This window comes from Brevundimonas sp. Bb-A (genome assembly GCF_009394735.1).
In the GTDB taxonomy this organism is placed as follows: domain Bacteria; phylum Pseudomonadota; class Alphaproteobacteria; order Caulobacterales; family Caulobacteraceae; genus Brevundimonas; species Brevundimonas aurantiaca.
In genome coordinates this window covers 1,396,273-1,416,789 of the sequence record NZ_CP045456.1, presented here as the reverse complement: position 1 = coordinate 1,416,789, position 20,517 = coordinate 1,396,273, and the positions used below count along the sequence as shown (strand labels likewise).

Genomic DNA, 20,517 nt, shown 5'->3' with positions numbered 1-20,517 from the left:
TCCGGGTTTCCAGACGTCTCGGCGCGGTGTCAGGTCGCGGCCTGGGGGTTTTCCTCGGCCCGGATCGGACTGACGCGGATCTTGCCGCCGCACGGCTGGAAGGCGAAGGCTAAGGGAATTACCGCCGTGTCGCCCGGCGCGGTGGCTCGCAGGGTCGCCGCCGAGGGGCAGGTCTTCTCGCCCATGGCCTCGTTGGGGACCACGCTCCAGGCCAGTTCGAACCAGGCCTTGGCCTGGGGCGCCAGGGTCACCGGGGTCGGGGCCTGGCCCTGGCGGAAATAGCTGCCGGGGCTCTGGTCGGCGCGGATTGCGGTCAGAGGCCGCCCCTGTCCGTCCAGCAGAGTCATGCCCGGATAGCCGGTCAGGCTGCAGGCCTGGCTTCCAATGTTCTGAAGGCTGAAGTTGCGCACCCGATTGCCCGCCCCGGCGTCGCCGTCCTCGGCCGCCAGCTTCAGCTGCGGTCCCTTGCAGGGGGCGGCGGCCGGCAGGACCCCGCCCGGCGCAGGCGTGACGGCCTGATCCGGCTGGGCTGCGCTCAAGGGTGACGGCGTCGCCGCCGGTCGCGCGCAGCGTTCCAAAACGGCCACGCCGACCTGGTCGTTCGGGCTGAGCCGGCTGAGGGTGGCCGTCTCCTGGCCGTCGCGGGTGACGGTCCACCATTCGACGCCGGAGCCGACATAGCGGGCCCCACTGGCGGCCTGGGCGGACCGCAGATCATAGGTCTGGCCCTTATAGGTCAGCTGAGCCGTGGCGCTGTCGGCATAGCGGGCCTCGACCGTCGCGCCGCTTTCGCAGGCGTAGCCGACGCCCGGAACCGGCGGGGCGGGCACGGGCTGGGCCTCGACCGGGGCGACCGGCTGCTCCGGCTCGGCCTGCTGACAGGCGGACACGCCCGTCAGGGCGGCGATGGCGAGCAGGGCGGTCAGGCGGCGCGTCATGATCAGGTCTCCTGTTCACGCCCTTAACGGTCAAGCTGGCGAAAAGCTCCAGCGACCCGTGATCGGTCTTCAGTGATCGCCTTTCGGCGTCTCCATCAGCTCGATCAGCACCCCGCCCATCTCTTTCGGATGCAGGAAGACGACCGGCGTTCCGTGCGCCCCGATGCGCGGCTCGCCCGTGCCCAGGAGGGTCACCCCCTTGGCCCGCATCTCGGCGACGGCGTCGTGGATGTCCTCGACCTCGAAACAGACGTGATGCTGGCCGCCCTTGGGGTTCTTGGCCAGGAAGCCGACGATGGGGCTGGTCTCGTCATAGGGCTCGATCAGCTCGATCTGGGCCGTCGGGGTGTCGATGAAACAGACCTTCACCCCCTGCGCGGGCAGGTCGAAGGGCTCCCCGATCTTGGTCGCTCCCAGCACGTCGCGATACAGTTTGATCGAATCCGCGATGGACGGGGTCGCGACCCCGACATGGTTCAGGGCGCCGATCATGCGGTCTCCTTAGGCGCGGGCTGGGCGTAACCCAGGCGCTGGTTCAGCTTTTCGATCAGGTCCACCGCCGTATCGGCGATGGCCGAACCGGGCGGATAAACGGCGGCCGCCCCCATATCGAGCAGGGGCTGCACGTCCGAGGGCGGAATGACGCCGCCGACCACGATCATGATGTCGGGCCGCCCCAGCTTCTCCAGCTCGGCCTTCAGTTCGGGAACCAGGGTCAGGTGGCCCGCGGCCAGCGATGACGCGCCGACCGCATGGACCCCCTTCTCCACGGCGTCCTTCGCCGCCTCGGCCGGGGTCTGGAACAGGGCGCCGGCGGTGACGTCGAAGCCCAGGTCGCCGTAGCCGGTGGCGACCACTTTCTGGCCCCGATCGTGCCCGTCCTGACCAAGCTTGGCGATCAGGATGCGCGGCGGCCCGCCGTCGTTCTCGACGAAGGTCGCCACCATCTCGCGGGCGCGGGCGAAGCGGGCGTCCGTCCCCGCCTCCTTGGCATAGACGCCCGACACGGTCTGCACCGTCGCCACATGGCGGCCGAAGGCGGCCTCCAGCGCGTCGGAAATTTCACCCACCGTCGCCTTGGCCCGCGCGGCCTGGACCGCCAGCTCCAGCAGATTGGCGGTCCCCCGCGCCCCGTTCGTCAGCGCCTCCAGCGCCGCATCGGTCGCCGCCTGATCCCGCTCGGCCCGCAGCCGTTTCAGCTTGTCGATCTGGGCGGCCAGCACTGCCGCATTGTCGACCTTCAGCATCGGAATATCGTCGACGACGGGGTTCAGATATTTGTTCACCCCGACCACCGTCTGCTGGCCGGTGTCGATCCGGGCCTGGGTGCGGGCGGCGGACTCCTCGATCCTCAGCTTGGGGATGCCGGCCTCGATGGCCTTGGCCATGCCGCCCAGGGCCTCGACCTCGGCCATGTGGGCGCGCGCCCGTTCGGCCAGTTCGTGCGTCAGCCGCTCGACATAATAGCTGCCGCCCCAGGGGTCGATGACGCGGGTCAGGCCGGTCTCCTGCTGCAGCAGGATTTGGGTATTGCGCGCGATCCGGGCCGAGAAGTCGGTCGGCAGCGCCAGGGCCTCGTCCAGGGCGTTGGTGTGCAGGCTCTGGGTCTGCCCGCCCGCCGCCGCCATGGCCTCGACCATGGTGCGGGGCACATTGTTGAAGACGTCCTGGGCCGCCAGCGACCAGCCCGAGGTCTGGCAGTGGGCGCGCAGGGACAGGGACTTCGGATCGACCCCGCCCTCTTTCCGCACCGCCTCGGCCCACAGCAGGCGGCCCGCTCGCATCTTGGCCACCTCCATGAAGTAGTTCATGCCGATGGCCCAGAAGAAGCTCAGCCGCGGCGCGAAGCGGTCGATCGGCATCCCCGCCGCGACGCCCGCCCGCAGATATTCGATCCCGTCCGCCAGGGTGTAGGCCAGCTCTATATCGGCCGAGGCCCCCGCCTCCTGCATGTGATAGCCGGAGATGGAGATGCTGTTGAACTTCGGCGTCTCCTGCGCCGTCCAGGCGAAGATGTCGGCGATGATCCGCATCGAGGGTTCGGGCGGATAGATGTAGGTGTTCCTGACCATGAACTCCTTCAGAATATCGTTCTGAATGGTCCCGGTCAGGGCCGCGTGCGGCACGCCCTGTTCTTCCGCCGCGACGACATAGAGGGCCAGGATCGGCAGCACCGCCCCGTTCATCGTCATCGACACCGACATCTGGTCCAGCGGGATCCCGTCGAACAGGGTCCGCATGTCATAGATGCTGTCGATGGCCACGCCGGCCATGCCGACGTCGCCCTTCACCCTGGGATGGTCGCTGTCATAGCCCCGGTGCGTCGCCAGATCGAAGGCGATGCTCAGACCCTTCTGCCCCGCCGCCAGATTGCGGCGATAGAAGGCGTTGGACTCCTCCGCGGTCGAGAAGCCGGCGTACTGGCGGATGGTCCAGGGATTGCCCGCATACATGGTCGGATAGGGCCCACGCACAAAGGGGGCGAAGCCCGGCAGACCGTCCTGGTGATCCAGCCCCTCCAGGGCCTCAGGGCCGTAGGCGGTCTCGACCGTCAGCCCCTCGGGCGTCGCCCACGGCTCGCGCGCCGGCCCCTGCCCGGTCGGCGCCAGGTCCAGGCTGATCTTGCTGAAATCGGGGAAGCTCATCCGATGACCTCCTCGAAGGCCGCCGCGAAGCGGATCGGGGTCAGGGGTTCGCACACCCGCACCCCCGCAACCGCCGCCTCATCGCCCGCCTCGACCGACGCCGGCCGCACCTCCGGGTCTACATATTTGGTCACCCCGATGATCTGGACCGCGCCGTTCGCCAGCGCCGCCTCCCGCTGGGCGCGGGCGCGGGCGATGCGGGGCTGGATCACCGACCCCTTCAGGGCCTCGACCAGACCGCCCTCGGCCTCGATCATCTGGAACTCGGCCCAGCCGGCCTCGGCCAGATCCCGCGTCCGGGCGTCCAGATACCAGCTCCCCGCCGCCGGATCGTCGACTCGGCCCAGGTTGGTCTCCTCCATCAGCACCAGCTGTGTGTTCCGCGCCTGCCGCCGAGCAAAGGCGTCGGACCGGCCCGAGGCGCGCGTGAAGCCGTCCAGCACCACTACGTCCGCGCCCCCCACGGCGCCCGCAAACCCCGCCGCCGTTAGCCGCAGCAGATTGGGCCAGGGATCGCGCGCCGCCAGCATCCGCCGCGACGACCGCGCCTCGATCACCGCCGGCGCCTCGACCCCGAAGGCTCGCGTCAAGGCCGCCCAGATCAGCCGCATGGCCCGGATTTTGGCCAGGCTGTCGAAATATTCCGCATCCACCGACAGGCCGAGCACCGTCCCCTTCAGCGCCGCCTCGACCGACATCCCGGCGTCCACCGCCGCCTTCGCATGGGCCACGACGCTTGAGGCCGCAAAGGCCAGCTCCTGCGCCGCCGATCCGCCCGCCTCGTGCGCCACGCGCCCGCCGGCCATGAAGAAGCTCGCCTCGGGATAGGCCCCCGCATGCCGGGCCGCCGTATTGGCCGCCAGGCTCAGATGCTCTTCGACCGAACGCGGCGCCCCGCCCGCCTCGGCGAAGGCCGAGACCGGATCCATGTGGAACCTCAACTTGGCGCGCGGCGACCCCTTGGCGACGACCGCCAGGGCGTTGGCCGCGTCCGGCCCGTCGATCCCGGCGTCCAGCGCCACCGGCGCCAGCTCCAGCGCCACGCTCTCCAGCGCCCGGCCCAGCGGCGCGGAATCCGCCAGCACCCGCCCCTTCAGCACCACCGAGGCGGCCCCGTTCTCCAGATCAGTCAGCACGGCCTCATTGACCGCCTCGGGATCATCCCCCTCGACCAGGGTCCGCAGATCCCAGGCCCGGCCTTCGGAATCGGACGGCCGGGGCGCGAAGATCGGCTGAACACCGGTGGCGCCGGCGTATAGAGGCCGCGTCACCAACTGGTCCGCGTCGAGGTGCATCAGCGACTCGATCGGTCGATCCTTCAACGCCTTCTGGGCCGCCTCGCGCCATTCGAGGGGCGTGGGGATGGGGAAGCTCATGCGCCCGCCCCACCTTCTACTTTCGTCATCCTCCGGCAAGCCGCGAAGCGGCGCAGACCGGGGGAGCCAGCGGCGCGCGAGAGCGCGAACCTGCCGCACACGCCGGCCTGCCCGTCGAGGCGCTGACGCGCCGCCCTGCGGGCTTTCGCCTTCGCTTCGCTACGGCGCCGCTGGGTCCCCCGGTCGCTCCTGCGGAGCGCCGGAGGATGACGAAAGAGGAGAAGGGCAACCATCACCCGAACTCCACCAGCACATCATCCGCCGCCACCGGATCCCCGTCCTTGGCCCCCACCGCCTTCACCACCCCGTCGCGCTCCGCCTTCAGGATGTTCTGCATCTTCATGGCCTCGATGATGGCCACCGTCTCGCCGGTCTTGACCGCCTGGCCCACCACCACCGGGATCGACACCACCAGCCCCGGCATGGGCGACAGCACCAGTTTCGACGTATCCGCGACCGCCTTCTCCGGCAGGCGCGCATACAGTTCGGCGACATGCGGCCGCAGCACCCGCACCCGCGCCTTCGCCGCGCGGTGGCGAATGTCGAAGCCGTCGGCGATGCGTTTGACCTCGGCGGTGAAGGCCTCGCCATCCAGCTCGGCCTTGAACTGGGCCAGGCCGGGCCGCCAGTCGATCTCCGACAGGCGGATGTCGCCCCCGCCCGTCAGGGTCAGGATCATCGCCTCGTCCGCATCATAGGACAGGCCCACCCCGTGCGGCGTCTTGTCGATCATCACGGTCCAGTCGGTGCGGTCGGACGGATCGCCCTCCTGCTCAGCGAGGATCTCGTGCATGGCCATGGCGGCGGCGATCAGGACTCGCTCCTGGTGCTGCGTCGGCTTGAGGCCATGGAAACCGTCCGGGAACTCGTCCTTGATATAGCTGGTCGACAGCCGGCCCGACCTGAACCGCTCCTGGTCCATCACCGCCGCCAGGAAGGGCACATTATGCCCCAGGCCCGACAGGTGGGTGTCCTCCAGCGCCCGGGCCATGCCCGCCACCGCCGCCTCGCGCGTCTCGCCCCAGGCGCACAGTTTGGCGATCATCGGGTCGTAGAACATGCTGATCTCGTCGCCCTCGCGGACGCCGGAATCGTTGCGGACCACATAGCCGTCCTGCTCGCCCTCCTCCGGCTGCTCGTATCGGACCAGCCGACCGATGGAGGGCAGGAAGCCGCGATAGGGATCCTCGGCGTAGATCCGGCTCTCGATGGCCCAGCCGTCGATCTTGAGGTCCTTCTGCTCGAAGGCCAGTTTTTCACCCCAGGCCGAACGGATCATCTGTTCGACCAGATCGACCCCGGTGATCAGCTCCGTCACCGGATGTTCGACCTGAAGACGGGTGTTCATCTCCAGGAAATAAAACGACTTGTCCTGCCCCGCCACGAACTCGACCGTCCCGGCCGAGTCATAGTTCACCGCCTGGGCCAGGGCCACGGCCTGGGCCCCCATGGCGGCGCGGGTGGCCTCGTCCAGCAGGGGCGAGGGCGCCTCCTCGATGACCTTCTGGTTGCGGCGCTGGATCGAACATTCGCGCTCGAACAGGTGGACCACATGGCCATGCTTGTCGCCCAGCACCTGGATCTCGATGTGGCGCGGATCGATGATGAACTTCTCAAGGAAGACCCGGTCGTCGCCGAAGGCGTTCAGCGCCTCGGCCTTCACCGCCGCGAACCCTTCGGCCATGTCGGCGTCCGAATGGGCCACGCGGATGCCCTTGCCCCCGCCCCCGGCGCTGGCCTTGATCATGATAGGATAGCCGATCTGGTTGGCGATCCTGACCGCCTCCTCCGGCGTCTCGATCAGCCCCATATGCCCCGGCACGGTCGAGACCCCCGCCTCGGCCGCCAGCTTCTTGGAGCTGATCTTGTCGCCCATGGCCTCGATGGCCTCGGGGTTCGGCCCGATGAAGGCGATCCCCTCGTCCCTCAGCCGCCGCGCGAACCCGGCGTTCTCGCTCAGGAAGCCAAAGCCCGGATGCACGGCCTGCGCCCCCGTCTGGCGCACCGCCTCGACGATCTTGTCCGCCAGCAGATAGGACTGCGCCGCCGGCGCCGGCCCGATCAGCACCGCCTCGTCGGCCATCTCGACCGCCAACGACCCGGCGTCGGCCTCCGAATAGACCTGCACGGTTTTGATGCCCATGCGGCGGCAGGTCTTGATGATCCGAACCGCGATCTCGCCCCGGTTGGCGATGAGGATTTTGGAGAACATGGCTATACTTCCTCTGCCAAGCGATGGGGGATGCAATGGTGACGGCGGACAGCCTGATCGGCTGCTACATGATGGCCAATCGGATGCACGGCGTCGTCTATGTCGGCGTCAGCAGCCAGTTGATCACACGTATCGGCCAGCATCGCGCGGGCGTCATCGACGGCTTCACGAAGCGGTGCGGCCTGAAACGCCTTGTCTGGTACGAATTCCACGACTCCATCGTCGGCGCGATCCAGCGCGAAAAAGCGCTGAAACACTGGCCGCGCGACTGGAAGGCCAATCTGATTGAACGCACCAACCCGCACTGGGACGACCTGTTCGACGGTCTGGTGCGGGCGTCGGGGGCGGAGCCTGACCCGGAAGTCTATCGAAACTGGGTTCCGCCGGAAGAGTGATCCCCCTCCCCCAAAACCGTCATCCTCGGGCTTGTCCCGAGGATCCAGACTCCCGGTCTTCAACGCTGCGCCCCAGCCGGTGACGCGGCGCGGGTGAGACCGGCGGTCCACGCTCGACACCGGGAGTCTGGATCCTCGGGACAAGCCCGAGGATGACGGAGAGCTGGCGGCGGACAAACGAGCAACCCTCACAGCGGAATATTATCGTGCTTCTTCCAGGGGTTTTCCTGGACCTTGTTCTTCAGCGTCCGCAGCGCCTTCACCAGCCGCCGCCGTGTCCCGTGCGGCATGATGACGTCGTCGATATAGCCCAGGCCCGCCGCCACGAAGGGATTGGCGAACCGGTCCTTGTACTCCGCCTCGCGCGCGGCCAGGGCCGCAGGATCGCCGGCCTCCTTGCGGAAGATGATCTCGACCGCGCCCTTGGCGCCCATGACCGCGATCTCGGCGGTGGGCCAGGCGTAGTTGACGTCGCCGCGCAGGTGTTTCGAACTCATCACGTCATAGGCGCCGCCATAGGCCTTGCGCGTGATGACGGTCAGTTTCGGAACCGTCGCCTCGGCATAGGCGAACAGCAGCTTGGCCCCATGTTTGATCAGGGCGCCGTACTCCTGCTTGGTCCCCGGCATGAAGCCCGGCACGTCCACCAGCGTCACCAGAGGAATGTCGAAGGCGTCGCAGAAGCGCACGAACCGCGCGGCCTTGCGGCTTGAATCAATGTCCAGCACCCCGGCCAGCACCTGGGGCTGGTTGGCGACGATCCCGACCGTCTGGCCGTCCAGCCGGCCGAAGCCGCAGATGATGTTCTTGGCGAAGTCGGCGCCGATCTCGAAGAAGTCGGCCTCGTCGACCACCTTCAGGATCAGCTCCTTCATGTCATAGGGCTGGTTCGGATTGGCCGGGATCAATGTGTCCAGGCTCGGCTCGTCCCGCTCGGGCTCGTCATAGCTCTCGCGCACCGGCGGCTTTTCGCGGTTCGACAGGGGCAAAAAGCCGATCAGGCGGCGCACCTCCGACAGGGCCTCCAGGTCGTTCTCGAACGCCCCGTCCGCCACGCCCGACTTGCCGGCATGCACCCGCGCGCCGCCCAGGTCCTCGTGGCTGACGACCTCGTTGGTGACGGTCTTCACCACATCGGGGCCGGTCACGTACATATAGCTCGTGTCCTTCACCATGAAGATGAAGTCGGTGATGGCCGGCGAATAGACGTCGCCCCCCGCGCACGGCCCCATGATCACGCTGATCTGGGGAATGACGCCGCTGGCCAGGGTGTTCTGCAGGAAGATGTCGGCGTAGCCGGCCAGGCTCTCCACCCCCTCCTGGATCCGCGCCCCGCCCGCGTCGAACAGGCCGATGATCGGCGCGCCGGTGGTCAGGGCCATCTTCTGCAGCTTGACGATCTTGGCCGCATGGGCGCCCGACAGGCTGCCGCCGAACACCGTGAAATCCTTGGAGAAGACATAGACCAGCCGCCCGCCGATGGTGCCGCGCCCCGTCACCACCCCGTCGCCGGGGATGCGCTGCGTCTCCATCCCGAAGTCGTGGCTGCGGTGCTCGACGAACATGTCGGTCTCCTCGAAGGAACCCTCGTCCAGCAGAACGTCGATGCGTTCGCGCGCCGTCAGCTTGCCCTTGGCGTGCTGGGCGGCGATACGCTTTTCCCCGCCGCCCAGTTTCGCGGCGGCGCGACGGCGCTCCAGTTCTTCAAGGATGGCTTGAGTCATGATCGGTTTCGGCCTCTCGTTCGAACGGCAAGGCGTGGCGCCTTCATCGCAAAATGGCAAACGCAACTTTGCAAAAGATGCGGAACTGCGCGGACTTGCAAAGGCGGCGGCTGTGAACTGCAAACTTGCGAATGGCTGAGAAGCTTTTTCTGGGACCCAAGCTGCGCAAGCTGCGCGAGGCGCGCGGCTGGACGCTGGAGGCCTGCGCCGAACGGCTGGGCCTGTCGCCCTCCTATCTGTCGCAGATCGAGACCAATCAGCGTCCGGCCACGGCCCGCGTCCTGATCGCCCTGACCCGCGCCTTCCATATCGACGCCAGCCTGTTCGATCTCGAGGGCGACGCCCGCCTGATCGCCGACCTGCGCGAGGCCACCACCGACATCGCCGGTCCGGTCAGCGGCGGGGCCGAGCCCCCGACCGCGGCCGAGCTGAAACAGGCCGTCGCCAACACCCCGCGCCTGGCCCATCAGTTCCTGGCCCTGCACCAGGCCTTCCGCCAGCTGGACGAGCGGGTGAAGGCGCTGGACGACACCCTGGGCCGCGACGAACTGGGCGCCCGCGTCGCCCTGCTGCCCTATGAGGAGGTCCGCGACTTCTTCCACTACCGCGACAACTACGTCGACAGCCTGGACACGGCGGCCGAGGCCCTGGCGGCCGACATCCCCCAGGACGGCCCGATCGAACGGGCGCTGGAGACCCTGCTGGCCGACCGGCACGGCGTCCGCACCGTCTATGTCGCGGGTCAGGAGGCGCTGCGCCGCTACGATCCCGCCAGTCGCATACTCTCCCTGGACGCCTGGCAGCCGGGCGCCACCCGCTCCTTCCAGCAGGCCCACCAGCTGGCCCTCATGTCCTTTCGCGACCTGATCGAGAGCGAGCTGGACCGCGCCGCCTTCCGCACCCAGGCCGCGCGCGACGTGGCCCGCGTCGGCCTGGCCAACTACGCCGCCGGCGCGCTCCTGTTGCCCTACCGCGCCTTCCTCGAGGCGGCGCGGGCCGAGAAACACGACATCGACCGCCTGCGCACCCGCTTCCAGGTCAGTTTCGAACAGGTCTGCCACCGGCTCTCGACCCTGCAACGGCCCGGCTGGCGCGGCGTGCCCTTCTATTTCGCCCGCGTCGATATGGCCGGCAACATCACCAAGCGGCACAGCGCCACCCGCTTCCAGTTCGCCCGCTTCGGCGGCGCCTGCCCCCTGTGGAACGTCCACGAGGCCTTCGCCACGCCCGACCGGATCGGGGTGCAGCTGGCCGAAATGCCCGACGGCTCGCGCTACATCTCCATCGCCCGCTCCGTGTCCAAGCCCAGCGGCTCATACCTCGCCAACGACCGCCGCTACGCCCTGTCCCTGGGCTGCGAGATCGAGCACGCCGGGTCGCTGGTCTACGCCGCCGGTCTGGACCTGAACGGCCCCGCCGCCCGGATCGGCGTCAGCTGCCGCATCTGCGAGCGCACCGACTGCACCCAGCGCGCCTTCCCGCCCCTGGACCGCCCCCTTCACGTCCCCGAGAACGAGCGCGGCGTGGTGCCCTATGTGCTGGATGGCCCCCGCCCGGACCGCTATTGATCGGGGCATGACCTCACATGCACCCATCGGCGTCGCCGTCGTCGGCTACGGCCTGGCGGGCCAGACCTTCCACGCCCCCCTGATCGAGGCGACCCCCGGCCTGACCCTGTCCGCCGTCGTCTCGTCGCGGCCGGATGCGGTCCACGCCGACCGGCCCGGCGTCGAGGTTCTGCCCGACCTGGATGCGGCCCTGAGCCGTGACGGCATCGGTCTGATCGTCGTCGCCACCCCCGACGCCCTTCACGCCGAACAGTCGATCGCGGCGCTGAAGGCCGGAAAGTCCGTGGTGGTGGACAAGCCCTTCGCCGCCACGCTTGAGCAGGCCGAGGCCGTCGCCGCCTTCGCGGCTTCGTCGCCCGGCGTCTTCAGCGTCTTCCAGAACCGGCGCTGGGACGCGGACTTCCTGACCCTGCGCCGGCTGATCGACCAGGGCGAACTGGGCGAGATCGCCGTGTTCGAAAGCCATTTCGACCGCTTTCGCCCCGCCGTCGCCGACCGCTGGAAGGACAGGCGCGACGGCGGCGTCTGGGCCGACCTGGGTCCGCACCTGATCGACCAGGCGGTGCAGCTGTTCGGCCCGCCCCTGGCCGTCTACGCCGATCTCCAGCCCCAGCGCGTCGGCGCTGCGGCCATTGACTACGCCCACGTCCTGCTGCGCTACGACCGGCTGCGGGTCATTCTGAACATGGGCCACCTCGTCGCCGAGTCCGGCCTGCGCTACCTCGTCCACGGCACGGGCGGCAGCTTCATCAAACACGGGCTGGACGCCCAGGAGGGCCAATCCAAGGCGGGCCTGCGTCCCGGCGACGCCGACTGGGGCCTGGACCCGTCGCCCGGCGTGCTGACCAGGCAGATCGACGGCGAGATCGTCCGCACCACGCCTGAGCCCGAACGCGGCGACTACCCCGCCTTCTACGCCGCGGTCCGCGACGCCATCCGCAGCGCGGCGCCCGCGCCCGTTCCCGCCGACCAGGCGCTGGTCGTCATGCGCGTCCTGGACGCCGGCCTGCGCAGCGCCGCAGAACGTCGGGAAATCCCCCTGTGAAGACGGTCTGAAAGCCGGTTTGAACCGAACGCGGCAATGGAGTCCGCAACCATGGCGGAACTGTCACGCTATAGGTCCATGCTTAAGACCAAGATGAATCCGCGCGTCTTCTGGGGCGCAAGCCTGATCGTCGGCCTGCTGCTGGCCCTGGCCGTCGCCGCCCCCGGCGAGTCCGACCGTCTGTTCCAGGCCGCTCAAGGCTGGGTGATCGACACCTTCGGCTGGTTCTACATCGCCGCCGTCGCCGGATTTCTGCTGCTGATCCTGTTCCTCGCCCTGGGGCCGACCGGGGCCCTAAAGCTGGGGCCGGACGATTCGGAGCCGGACTTCCCCTATGTCTCCTGGCTGGCCATGCTGTTCGCCGCCGGCATGGGCATCGGCCTGATGTATTTCGCCGTCGCCGAGCCGATCCAGCATTACGCCAGCCCGCCCGAGGCCCAGCCCCGCACCTTCGAGGCGGCGCGAGAGGCGATGGTGATCACCTTCACCCATTGGGGCGTCCACGCCTGGGCCGTCTATGCGCTGGTCGGGCTCAGCCTGGCCTATTTCGCCCATCGCAAGGGCCTGCCGCTGACCCTTCGCTCGGGCCTGTCGCCCCTGTTGGGCCGGAGGATCAACGGACCGATCGGCGACGCCGTCGACGTCTTCGCCATCTGCGGCACCCTGTTCGGCATCGCCACCTCCCTGGGTCTGGGGGTGTCGCAGATCAACAGCGGGCTTAACGATTTGACCGGCCTGCCCAATACGCCCTGGGTGCAGGTGGGGCTGATCGCTTTGGTCATGGCGTGCGCCACCGCCTCGGTGCTGACCGGACTGGACAAGGGGGTCCGGCGGCTGTCGGAGCTGAACCTGGTGCTGGCGGTGCTGCTGATGCTGTTCGTCCTGGTCGTCGGGCCGACCGGCTTCCTCTTGAAGGCCCTGGTCCAGAACTTCGGCCTCTATCTGGACCATTTCTTCATCCGCACCTTCAACCTTTACGCCTATGAGCCCCGCGGCTGGATGGCGAACTGGACCCTGTTCTACTGGGCCTGGTGGATCGCCTGGTCGCCCTTCGTGGGCATGTTCATCGCCCGCATCTCACGCGGCCGCACGGTGCGGGAGTTCGTCATCGGCGTACTGCTGGTTCCCACCGGCTTCACCTTTCTGTGGATGACGATCTTCGGCAATACGGCGGTCAATCTCGACATGGGGGTCGCGGCGGGGGCCATCGCCGATGCGGTGACGGCGGACCTGTCCACCGCCATATTCCGCTTCTTCGAGGAACTGCCGGGCGCCGCCGTCACCTCGACCCTGGCGGTGCTGCTGGTGGCGGTCTTCTTCGTCACCTCGGCGGATTCCGGCTCATTGGTGATCGACACCATCGCGTCCGGCGGGGCGGACGATACGCCGCGTTGGCAAAGGGTCTATTGGTGTTCGCTGGAGGGGTTGGCCGCCGCCCTGCTGCTGTTGGCCGGCGGCCTGGGCGCGCTTCAGGCGGCGACCCTGGTGGCCGCCCTGCCCTTCGCCGTCATCATGATCCTGCTGGCCGCCGGACTGGTGCGGCAGATGAACGCCGACCTGGCCGGACGCGCGGTCGAGACCGAAGGCCCGCCCCTGTCCGAACAGCTCAAACGCATTCTGTCGCCCGCGAACCGGCACGACATCGACCGCCAGCTGGATCAGGCCGGAGCCCCGGCCCTTGAGACGGTTCGCGCGGCCCTGTCCGCCGAAGGACTGGAGGCTGAGGTGGCGCGCGAGGCGACAGGCCTGGTCCTGACCGCGACCGGTCAGAACGGGCCGACGTTCCATTATCGCCTCGCGGCGCGTGAACGTCCGCGACCCGCCATGACCGCGCTGGATGCGCCCGAGAAACGCCGCGCGATGGAATGGCGGCTGTCCGCCTATTCCGACGCCGCAGGGCGGGCGCGCGATCTGACGGGGTTCACGCGGGAACAGATCGTCGCGGACGTGCTTGAACATCTGCGTCTGTGGCGCATGGGTTGACGTCGCCCGGACGAGGTCGGCGATACGGATAAGCGATCGGAACGGCCATGCTGAGCCAGGTTCACGCCTTCATCCAACCGTTTGCGGTGCTGCTGGAGTTGGCCGGCGCCGGCATCATCGTGGGCGGAGTCCTGCTGGCGACCGGGTTGTTCGCCCTGAACGGCGTCCGGGATCGAAACTGGCGCCAGGCCTATACCACCTATCGGGCGAACCTGGGCCGCGGCATCCTTCTCGGCCTGGAACTCCTGGTCGGGGCGGACATCATCAGCACCATCACCGCACCCCTGACGCTTCAGACGGTCGGCCTGCTGGGTCTGGTGGTCCTGATACGGACCTTCCTCAGCTTTTCTCTGGAAACGGAGATCGAGGGCTGCTGGCCCTGGCGCCGGGCCGCGAGGGCGGAGCCTGGGCGAGCCCCAAGGGCGGAGCCTGGGAGAATGGATAGGCGCTGACGCCGGCAACCCCCCTCAGTCGACCTTTTCGTCGACCGGCTGGTGGGTGAAGCCCTTGACCCCGCTCAGGGGTTTGGCGTCACGGCCGATTTCGACCTCGCTCTCGGCATAGGCGATCAGCAGACGCGTCAGGTCCGCCAGGGCGGTTTCGTGGATTCGCTCATAGCCGTGGCTGGCGTCCACGCCGAAGGTGATCAGGGCGGTGCGGATGTCCGCCCCGGATTCCAGCGCGGAGGCCGAGTCCGAGCGGTAATAGCGGAAGACGTCCTTCTGATGCGCGATGTCGTGGTCGCGCGCCAGTTGGACCAGTTTGCGCGACAGGTGCCAGTCGAACGGCCCCGTCTGGTCGGCCATGGCGATGGTGACGCCGAACTCCGACGAATTCTGGCCCGGCGCGGTCGTGCCGTTGTCGACGGTGACCATGGCCGCCACGTCCGGGATCAGCACGGACGAGGCGCCCAGCCCCACCTCCTCGGCGATGGTGAACAGCCACCAGGTGTCGACCGTGGGGGTGCGCTCCTCGCGGATCATGCATTCGAGAGCGGCCAAAAGGACCGCGACCCCCGCCTTGTCGTCCAGATGGCGCGAGACGATGAAGCCGGTGTCCGTGAACTCGGGCTGGGGGTCGATGGCGACGATGTCGCCGACGTCGATCCCGAGAGCCAGGGTGTCGTCGCGCCCATGGGTCACGGCGTCGATGCGCAGCTCGACCTGACGCCAGCTGACCGGCTGGGTGTCCACCTCCTCATTGAAGGTGTGGCCCGAGGCCTTCAGCGGCAGGATGGTGCCGCGCCAGGCGCCGCCCTCCGAAAAGACTGTGGCCCGCGCGCCCTCCGCGAAGCGCGACGACCAGTGGCCGATGGCCACCAGCTCCAGCCGGCCGTTGTCCTTCACCTGTTTGACCTGGGCGCCCAGGGTGTCGACGTGGGCCACGACCGCGCGGGCGGGTTTGGAGGCCCGGCCCGGCAGGCGGGCCCGGATGGCGCCGCGTCGGGTCAGTTCATAGTCCAGCCCCAGCCGCTGCAGCTCTCGGCACACCTGCCACACGGCCTCGTCGGTATAGCCGGTGGGGCTGGGCGTGTTCAGCAGGTCGGCGAGGCGGGACTTCAGATAGTCAAGGTCGATCGCAGGACGGGCCAAGGGGCCTCCTTCAGACGTCGGCGCGAACCACGGCGCGCGCCGAGGTCGGGGCGGACAGGGGGAACAACAGGTCGATGAAACGCTCGGCCGTCGGCTGGGGTTCGTGATTGGCCAGGCCGGGGCGTTCGTTGGCCTCGATGAAGGCGTAGTCGGGCTCGCGTGGCGACTTCACCATCAGGTCTATGCCGGTGACCGGGATGTCGATGGCGCGGGCGGCGGCGACGGCGGCGCGGATCAGGGTCGGGTGCACCTCCTCCGTCACATCGTGAATGGTGCCGCCCAGGTGCAGATTGGCCGCCTTGCGCACCAGAACCTCGACCCCCTCGGGCGCGACGTCGTCCAGGCCATAGCCGGCCTCGCCCAGGGTGCGTTCGGTCTCTTCGTCAATCGGTATGGTCGATTCTCCGCCGGTCGCGGCGGCGCGGCGGCGGCTCTGATGCTCGATCAGAGCCCGAAGCGGGGTGCGCCCGTCGCCGATGACGCGGGGCGGGCGACGCAGGGCGCAGGCCACGACCTTGTAGTCGATCACCACCAGACGCAGATCCTCGCCCTGGACCTGTTCCTCGATCAGCACTTCGGAACAGATGCGGCGCGCGCGGACCAGGGCCGACTGGACGTCCTTCATGGTCGTCAGACCCACGGCGACGCCCTGCCCCTGTTCGCCCCGCGCCGGCTTGACCACCAGGGCGCCGAACCGCTCCAGGGCCGCGTCGATGGCGGAGGGATCGTCGGGATCGATCCGCTCGGGCACGCGCACCCCGGCCGCCTCGACGATGCGTCGCGTCATCCGCTTGTCGTCACAGATGCTGAGCGCCACGGCCGAGGTCAGCTCCGACAGGCTCTCGCGGCACCGCACCGACCGCCCGCCCCAGTTCAGGCGAAACAGCCCGCCTTCGGCGTCGATGATCTCTGTATGGATGCCGCGCCGCCGCGCCTCATTGACGATGATCCGGGCATAGGGGTTCAGGTCGTGATCGTCGGTCGGGCCGACGAACAGGGCCTCATTGATCGGGTTCTTGCGCTTGACCCCGAAGAAGGAGACGCGACGAAAACCCAGCTTTTCGTACAGGGCGATGGCCTGGTCGTTGTCGTGCATGACCGACAGGTCCATGTGGGCCAGGCCTTGGGTCTTGAAATGCTCGGCCAGCCGCCGGACCAGGGCCTCGCCCACGCCCGGCTGGGTCGCCTGGGGATCGACCGCCAGACACCAGAGCGACGAACCGCATTCGGGATCGTCGAAGGCGCGCGCGTGATTGACCCCCGTCACCGTGCCGATGACGGCGCTCGTCGTCGCATCTTCGGCGACGAAATAGGTGATCGTCCGGTCGTCGCGACGGGACCAGAAGAAGTCGGGCGGGACCGGCACCATCCTGCGCTTGGCGTAGATGTCGTTGACCGCCTGGGCGTCCGCCTCCGACGTCAGACGGCGCACGGTGAAGCCTCTCGGCTGGCGACGACCGGCGCGATAGGTGGCCAGTTCCAGCCGATAGGTGTGCGACGGGTCCAGGAACAGCTCCTGCGGCGCCTGGGCCAGCAGGACATGCGGATTGCGGACGTAGAAGGCGATGTCGCGCCGATCCGGCCCTTCGGCGCGCAGGGCCTCGACCAGGGGCTCGGCCGTCTCGAAGGTCTGGGCGAACAGCAGCCGGCCCCAGCCGCAGTCCAGCACGGCGTCCGGCCTCGGTCCGTCGCCGGACTGCACCGGCGGCTTCAGCCCCTCGTGACGCAGCCGCTTCAGCCGGTGCGCCTTGGACCGTTCGGGTCGAACGTCAGACGCCATGCTGTTGCATCCACATCTCGAGTACGGCGACCTGCCACAGCTCCGACCCGCGCAGCGGCGTGATGTGCTGGGTCGGATCGGCGAACAGGGTGTCCAGATACCCCCTGTCGAACAGACCCCGGTCGCGGGCGGTCTGATTGGTCAGGGCCTCGCGCACCATCTCCAGATACGGACCCTGGATGTATTTCAGCGCAGGAACGGGGAAATAGCCCTTCTTGCGGTCGATCACCTCGGACGGGATCACCAGACGCGCCGCCTCCTTCAGCACCCCCTTGCCGCCCTGGGCCAGCTTGTGCTCCGGCGGAATCCGGCCGGCCAGTTCGACCAGCTCGTGGTCAAGGAACGGCACCCGCGCCTCCAGCCCCCAGGCCATGGTCATGTTGTCGACCCGCTTCACCGGATCGTCGACCAGCATCACCTGGCTGTCCAGGCGCAGGGCCTGGTCGACCGGCGTATCGGCGCCCGGTTGGGCGAAATGGGCCTCGACCAGGGCGCGGCTGACGTCGGTGTCGGCCATATAGGCGCCGTTCAACTGGGTCTTCAGCGTCGCATGGCTGCGGTCGAAAAAGGCCTTGGCGTAGGTCTCGACCGGGTCGGTCGCCTCCATCATCGGCGGGTACCAGTGATAGCCGGCGAAGACCTCGTCCGCCCCCTGGCCCGACTGCACCACCTTGATATGTTTAGAGACTTCCTGGCTCAGCAGATAGAAGCCGACGTTGTCGTAACTGACCATCGGCTCCGACATGGCCCCGATCGTCCCCGGCAGGGCCTCCATCAGCCGCTGGTGCGGCACGAAGATCTGGTGGTGTTTGGTCCCATAGTGTTTGGCGATCAGGTCGGAATAGACGAACTCGTCGCCCTTCTCGCCATTGGCCTCTTCGAAGCCGACCGAGAAGGTCAGCAGATCCTTCTGGCCCAGCTCGGCCAGCAGGCCGACGATCAGGCTGGAGTCCACCCCGCCCGACAGCAGTACGCCCACCGGCACGTCCGCGACCATGCGGCGCTTCACCGCCTCGCGCAGACTGTCCAGCACCCGGTCGCGCCAGTCCTCGGCGGTCAGGGCCGCGTCCTCGGCATGGCGGGTCATGTCGGGCCGCCAGTACAGCCGGTCCTTGGCCGTGCCGTCCGCCTCGATCACCCGGATGGTCGCCGGGGGAAACTTCTTTACCCCCTTCAGTATGGTGTGGGGCGGCGGAACGACCGCATGGAAGGTCATATAGTGGTGCAGGCCGACCGGATCGATGGTCTTGTCCACATCCCCCGCCGCCAGCAGGGCCGGCAGGGTCGAGGCGAACCTCAGCCGCTTGCCGCTCTCGGCCAGATACAGCGGTTTGATGCCGAACCGGTCGCGGGCGATCACGGTTCGGCCCGTGTCCCGCTCGTGCAGGACGAAGGCGAACATGCCCTTGAACCGTTCGACGCAGGCCTCGCCCCAGGCCTTCCAGGCCTTGATGATGACCTCGGTGTCGCCGTGCGAGAAGAAGCGGAAGCCCAGCCCCTGCAGCTCTTCGCGCAGTTCCGGATAGTTGTAGATGCAGCCGTTGAAGGCCAGGGTCACGCCCAGGTCGGCGTCCACCATGGGCTGCTGCGCCGCCTCCGACAGGTCGATGATCTTCAGCCGGCGATGCCCCAGACCCACCGGGCCGCGCATAACGATGCCGGACCCGTCCGGTCCCCGAGGCGAGAGCGCATCCGTCATGCGTTGTACGGCGCCGGCGTCGGCCGGCCGTCCGTCGAAATTGATCTCGCCGCTAAGACCGCACATGGGGCCTCCTTGAATTGTGGATGCAGCGGGTACAAATGTTTCGTGTACGAAAGAGTTCAACCGGATGATTGATCTTTCAGCGGGGCTGTCTCCCAAGGCGCCGACGGATTCCACGGCGACCCTGGTCCGCTCCCTCAGGCGGATCGCCCAGGCGATCGACGTTCGATCGCGGGAAATCGCGCGCCTGACGGGCCTCACCTTGCCGCAGCTGCTGGTGCTGCAATCCATCCGCGACCTGGGCGAGGTCAGCACCAGCGCCATATCCCGCGACGTCTCCATGTCCCCGCCCACAGTGGTCGCCGTGCTGGACAAGCTGGAGGCCAAGGGGATGGCCGTGCGTTATCGCTCAACGATTGACCGTCGGATCGTCCATGTCCGGCTGACAGAGGCCGGGCGAGACGCCCTCGCCTCCTCGCCCGGCCTGTTCGGCGACGGCTTCATTTCAGGTTTCGGCCGACTGTCGGCGGACGACCGGGCGGCGATGGCGACGGCCGTGGATCGGCTGGCGACGATGATGCAACCGCGCCCGCCTGCGTTTCCAGAAGACGGCGAACCGGGCTGAGGACGACCGCCGTCAGCCGCCCCGCCACTCGCTGAGCAGCTTGCCGCTCGCATCCTCAAAGGCCACGCGGTCCAGCCGAACCGCGCCGATACAGACCGGCCGTTGATCGGGGCCGGCGGCGCGGCAGCGGATGGCGCGGCCGTCGGCGAAGGCGGCCATTCGCCCTTCCAGCACCAGCCGGTAGCCGCCGGACGGCGCCGGGGGCGGCTGGTCCCCTTCGCCCCTTACGACATATTCGTAGGCGCGACCGTTGCGGCGGCCGGTGCGCGGACCGTCCTGGTCGAAGACCGCCGCCAGGCCCACGGTTTGGGGAGACGGGGCGACGGGGCCGCCGGCCAGGGGATCGCCCTGGACGCCGGGGCAGCCCTCGGTCCTCAACCAGGGACGGGTCAACCAAAAGCCCTCGGCGGCCTCCCAGCTGTCGGCGCCCCCGGCGATCAGTGCGGAGTCGGTCCAGTCGCCCGGCGCCAGCGTCAGCTTCAGAGTTCGGCGCCGATCGCCCCAGGACCAGCGGGCCAGGCCGTCGCCGGACGCAGCGTCCGCGGCGGGCGGCGTCGCAGGCCCCGTACAGCCGAAGACCTGACGCAACGCAAAGCGCCGACCGACCAGATCGGCGCCGCCGACCTCGCCCCCCGCCGCATAGGCCGAAGCGGCCACGTCCATGGCCTGCAACAGGCCCGCCCGATCCAGGGTCGGCGCAGGCGCGACCGAAACGACCGGGGCCTGGGTCTGGGGTTGGGGCTGAGACGGAGCGGCTTCAGGCGCCGGCTCCTCGCGCTGGCAGCCCGCCAGGACGGGACCGAGGAGGAGGACAGACGCCGCGAGCGCGACGACCGACGGGCGAGGCGACGCGATCGGTTCGAGCATGAACCAAGCCTAGCATAAGGTCGGTCGCTTTTGGGGCGATCTTGCGAAAAAGGTTGACGAAGGGC

General features: G+C 68.5%; 17 protein-coding genes. 7 read left to right on the top strand and 10 right to left on the bottom strand.

Features of this window, described 5'->3' with window-relative positions:
• Window positions 1-29 precede the first annotated feature (29 nt).
• The 5 genes from BSP_RS06945 to BSP_RS06925 form a co-directional block, all read right to left on the bottom strand.
• The gene (locus BSP_RS06945) at window positions 30-938 is read right to left on the bottom strand and encodes a DUF4232 domain-containing protein (RefSeq protein WP_152949750.1); all 909 of its coding nucleotides are present in this window, start codon (window positions 936-938) and stop codon (window positions 30-32) included.
• A 69-nt stretch (window positions 939-1,007) separates the two neighbouring features.
• Complete coding sequence (mce, locus tag BSP_RS06940; RefSeq protein WP_054765052.1) at window positions 1,008-1,430, bottom strand: methylmalonyl-CoA epimerase; 423 nt, start codon at window positions 1,428-1,430, stop codon at window positions 1,008-1,010.
• A complete protein-coding gene (gene scpA, locus BSP_RS06935; protein WP_152949749.1) occupies window positions 1,427-3,583 on the bottom strand; it encodes a methylmalonyl-CoA mutase in 2,157 nt (718 codons plus the stop codon). The genes mce and scpA overlap by 4 nt, the downstream gene beginning before the upstream one ends.
• Window positions 3,580-4,959, bottom strand: a complete 1,380-nt coding sequence (locus BSP_RS06930) for a methylmalonyl-CoA mutase family protein (protein WP_152949748.1) — start codon at window positions 4,957-4,959, stop codon at window positions 3,580-3,582. Before BSP_RS06930 ends, scpA begins: the two co-directional genes overlap by 4 nt.
• A gap of 232 nt (window positions 4,960-5,191) precedes the next feature.
• On the bottom strand, window positions 5,192-7,171 hold the full coding sequence (locus BSP_RS06925; RefSeq protein WP_152949747.1) for an acetyl/propionyl/methylcrotonyl-CoA carboxylase subunit alpha: 1,980 nt from the start codon (window positions 7,169-7,171) through the stop codon (window positions 5,192-5,194).
• 35 nt (window positions 7,172-7,206) lie between these two features.
• On the opposite strand from BSP_RS06925, the gene BSP_RS06920 reads away from it, so the two are divergent.
• Window positions 7,207-7,566: a GIY-YIG nuclease family protein gene (locus BSP_RS06920; RefSeq protein WP_152949746.1), complete on the top strand. Its 360-nt coding sequence runs from the start codon at window positions 7,207-7,209 to the stop codon at window positions 7,564-7,566.
• Window positions 7,567-7,754: 188 nt separating this feature from the next.
• On the opposite strand, the gene BSP_RS06915 is transcribed toward BSP_RS06920, so the two are convergent.
• Entirely contained in the window at window positions 7,755-9,290 is a 1,536-nt protein-coding gene (locus tag BSP_RS06915) for an acyl-CoA carboxylase subunit beta (RefSeq protein WP_152949745.1), read from the bottom strand.
• Here BSP_RS06915 and BSP_RS06910 point away from each other — a divergent pair.
• From BSP_RS06910 to BSP_RS06890, 5 genes are read left to right on the top strand one after another with little or no spacing between them, the layout of a single operon-like run.
• The gene (locus tag BSP_RS06910) at window positions 9,289-9,429 is read left to right on the top strand and encodes a hypothetical protein (protein WP_152949744.1); all 141 of its coding nucleotides are present in this window, start codon (window positions 9,289-9,291) and stop codon (window positions 9,427-9,429) included. The two genes, BSP_RS06915 and BSP_RS06910, sit on opposite strands and share 2 nt — an antisense overlap.
• Window positions 9,422-10,858: a short-chain fatty acyl-CoA regulator family protein gene (locus BSP_RS06905; protein WP_152949743.1), complete on the top strand. Its 1,437-nt coding sequence runs from the start codon at window positions 9,422-9,424 to the stop codon at window positions 10,856-10,858. Before BSP_RS06910 ends, BSP_RS06905 begins: the two co-directional genes overlap by 8 nt.
• Window positions 10,859-10,865: 7 nt before the next feature.
• The gene (locus tag BSP_RS06900) at window positions 10,866-11,903 is read left to right on the top strand and encodes an oxidoreductase (protein ID WP_182714090.1); all 1,038 of its coding nucleotides are present in this window, start codon (window positions 10,866-10,868) and stop codon (window positions 11,901-11,903) included.
• A 51-nt stretch (window positions 11,904-11,954) separates the two neighbouring features.
• Complete coding sequence (locus BSP_RS06895) at window positions 11,955-13,886, top strand: BCCT family transporter (RefSeq protein ID WP_227976074.1); 1,932 nt, start codon at window positions 11,955-11,957, stop codon at window positions 13,884-13,886.
• Window positions 13,887-13,933: 47 nt separating this feature from the next.
• Window positions 13,934-14,338, top strand: a complete 405-nt coding sequence (locus BSP_RS06890; RefSeq protein WP_152949741.1) for a DUF1622 domain-containing protein — start codon at window positions 13,934-13,936, stop codon at window positions 14,336-14,338.
• A 15-nt stretch (window positions 14,339-14,353) separates the two neighbouring features.
• Here BSP_RS06890 and BSP_RS06885 read toward each other — a convergent pair whose 3' ends face one another.
• Genes BSP_RS06885 through BSP_RS06875 form a run of 3 tightly spaced genes read right to left on the bottom strand, consistent with a single transcriptional unit; the run spans window position 14,354 to window position 19,023 of the window.
• On the bottom strand, window positions 14,354-15,478 hold the full coding sequence (locus BSP_RS06885) for an osmoprotectant NAGGN system M42 family peptidase (RefSeq protein ID WP_152949740.1): 1,125 nt from the start codon (window positions 15,476-15,478) through the stop codon (window positions 14,354-14,356).
• A 10-nt stretch (window positions 15,479-15,488) separates the two neighbouring features.
• On the bottom strand, window positions 15,489-17,258 hold the full coding sequence (ngg, locus tag BSP_RS06880) for an N-acetylglutaminylglutamine synthetase (RefSeq protein ID WP_152949739.1): 1,770 nt from the start codon (window positions 17,256-17,258) through the stop codon (window positions 15,489-15,491).
• Window positions 17,248-19,023: an N-acetylglutaminylglutamine amidotransferase gene (locus BSP_RS06875; RefSeq protein ID WP_152949738.1), complete on the bottom strand. Its 1,776-nt coding sequence runs from the start codon at window positions 19,021-19,023 to the stop codon at window positions 17,248-17,250. The genes ngg and BSP_RS06875 overlap by 11 nt, the downstream gene beginning before the upstream one ends.
• A gap of 64 nt (window positions 19,024-19,087) precedes the next feature.
• Here BSP_RS06875 and BSP_RS06870 point away from each other — a divergent pair, with 64 nt between their 5' ends.
• Window positions 19,088-19,585: a MarR family winged helix-turn-helix transcriptional regulator gene (locus BSP_RS06870; protein ID WP_152949737.1), complete on the top strand. Its 498-nt coding sequence runs from the start codon at window positions 19,088-19,090 to the stop codon at window positions 19,583-19,585.
• A gap of 12 nt (window positions 19,586-19,597) precedes the next feature.
• Here the strand turns inward: BSP_RS06870 and BSP_RS06865 are convergent, their stop codons facing one another.
• A complete protein-coding gene (locus tag BSP_RS06865; protein WP_152949736.1) occupies window positions 19,598-20,452 on the bottom strand; it encodes a hypothetical protein in 855 nt (284 codons plus the stop codon).
• Window positions 20,453-20,517: the final 65 nt, after the last annotated feature.

Coding starts and splice junctions, on each gene's coding strand:
- BSP_RS06945 (WP_152949750.1), bottom strand. CDS start 938: ATGACGCGCCGCCTGACCGCCCTGCTCGCCATCGCCGCCCTGACGGGC.
- mce (WP_054765052.1), bottom strand. CDS start 1,430: ATGATCGGCGCCCTGAACCATGTCGGGGTCGCGACCCCGTCCATCGCG.
- scpA (WP_152949749.1), bottom strand. CDS start 3,583: ATGAGCTTCCCCGATTTCAGCAAGATCAGCCTGGACCTGGCGCCGACC.
- BSP_RS06930 (WP_152949748.1), bottom strand. CDS start 4,959: ATGAGCTTCCCCATCCCCACGCCCCTCGAATGGCGCGAGGCGGCCCAG.
- BSP_RS06925 (WP_152949747.1), bottom strand. CDS start 7,171: ATGTTCTCCAAAATCCTCATCGCCAACCGGGGCGAGATCGCGGTTCGG.
- BSP_RS06920 (WP_152949746.1), top strand. CDS start 7,207: ATGGTGACGGCGGACAGCCTGATCGGCTGCTACATGATGGCCAATCGG.
- BSP_RS06910 (WP_152949744.1), top strand. CDS start 9,289: ATGATCGGTTTCGGCCTCTCGTTCGAACGGCAAGGCGTGGCGCCTTCA.
- BSP_RS06915 (WP_152949745.1), bottom strand. CDS start 9,290: ATGACTCAAGCCATCCTTGAAGAACTGGAGCGCCGTCGCGCCGCCGCG.
- BSP_RS06905 (WP_152949743.1), top strand. CDS start 9,422: ATGGCTGAGAAGCTTTTTCTGGGACCCAAGCTGCGCAAGCTGCGCGAG.
- BSP_RS06900 (WP_182714090.1), top strand. CDS start 10,866: ATGACCTCACATGCACCCATCGGCGTCGCCGTCGTCGGCTACGGCCTG.
- BSP_RS06895 (WP_227976074.1), top strand. CDS start 11,955: ATGGCGGAACTGTCACGCTATAGGTCCATGCTTAAGACCAAGATGAAT.
- BSP_RS06890 (WP_152949741.1), top strand. CDS start 13,934: ATGCTGAGCCAGGTTCACGCCTTCATCCAACCGTTTGCGGTGCTGCTG.
- ngg (WP_152949739.1), bottom strand. CDS start 17,258: ATGGCGTCTGACGTTCGACCCGAACGGTCCAAGGCGCACCGGCTGAAG.
- BSP_RS06875 (WP_152949738.1), bottom strand. CDS start 19,023: ATGTGCGGTCTTAGCGGCGAGATCAATTTCGACGGACGGCCGGCCGAC.
- BSP_RS06870 (WP_152949737.1), top strand. CDS start 19,088: ATGATTGATCTTTCAGCGGGGCTGTCTCCCAAGGCGCCGACGGATTCC.
- BSP_RS06865 (WP_152949736.1), bottom strand. CDS start 20,452: ATGCTCGAACCGATCGCGTCGCCTCGCCCGTCGGTCGTCGCGCTCGCG.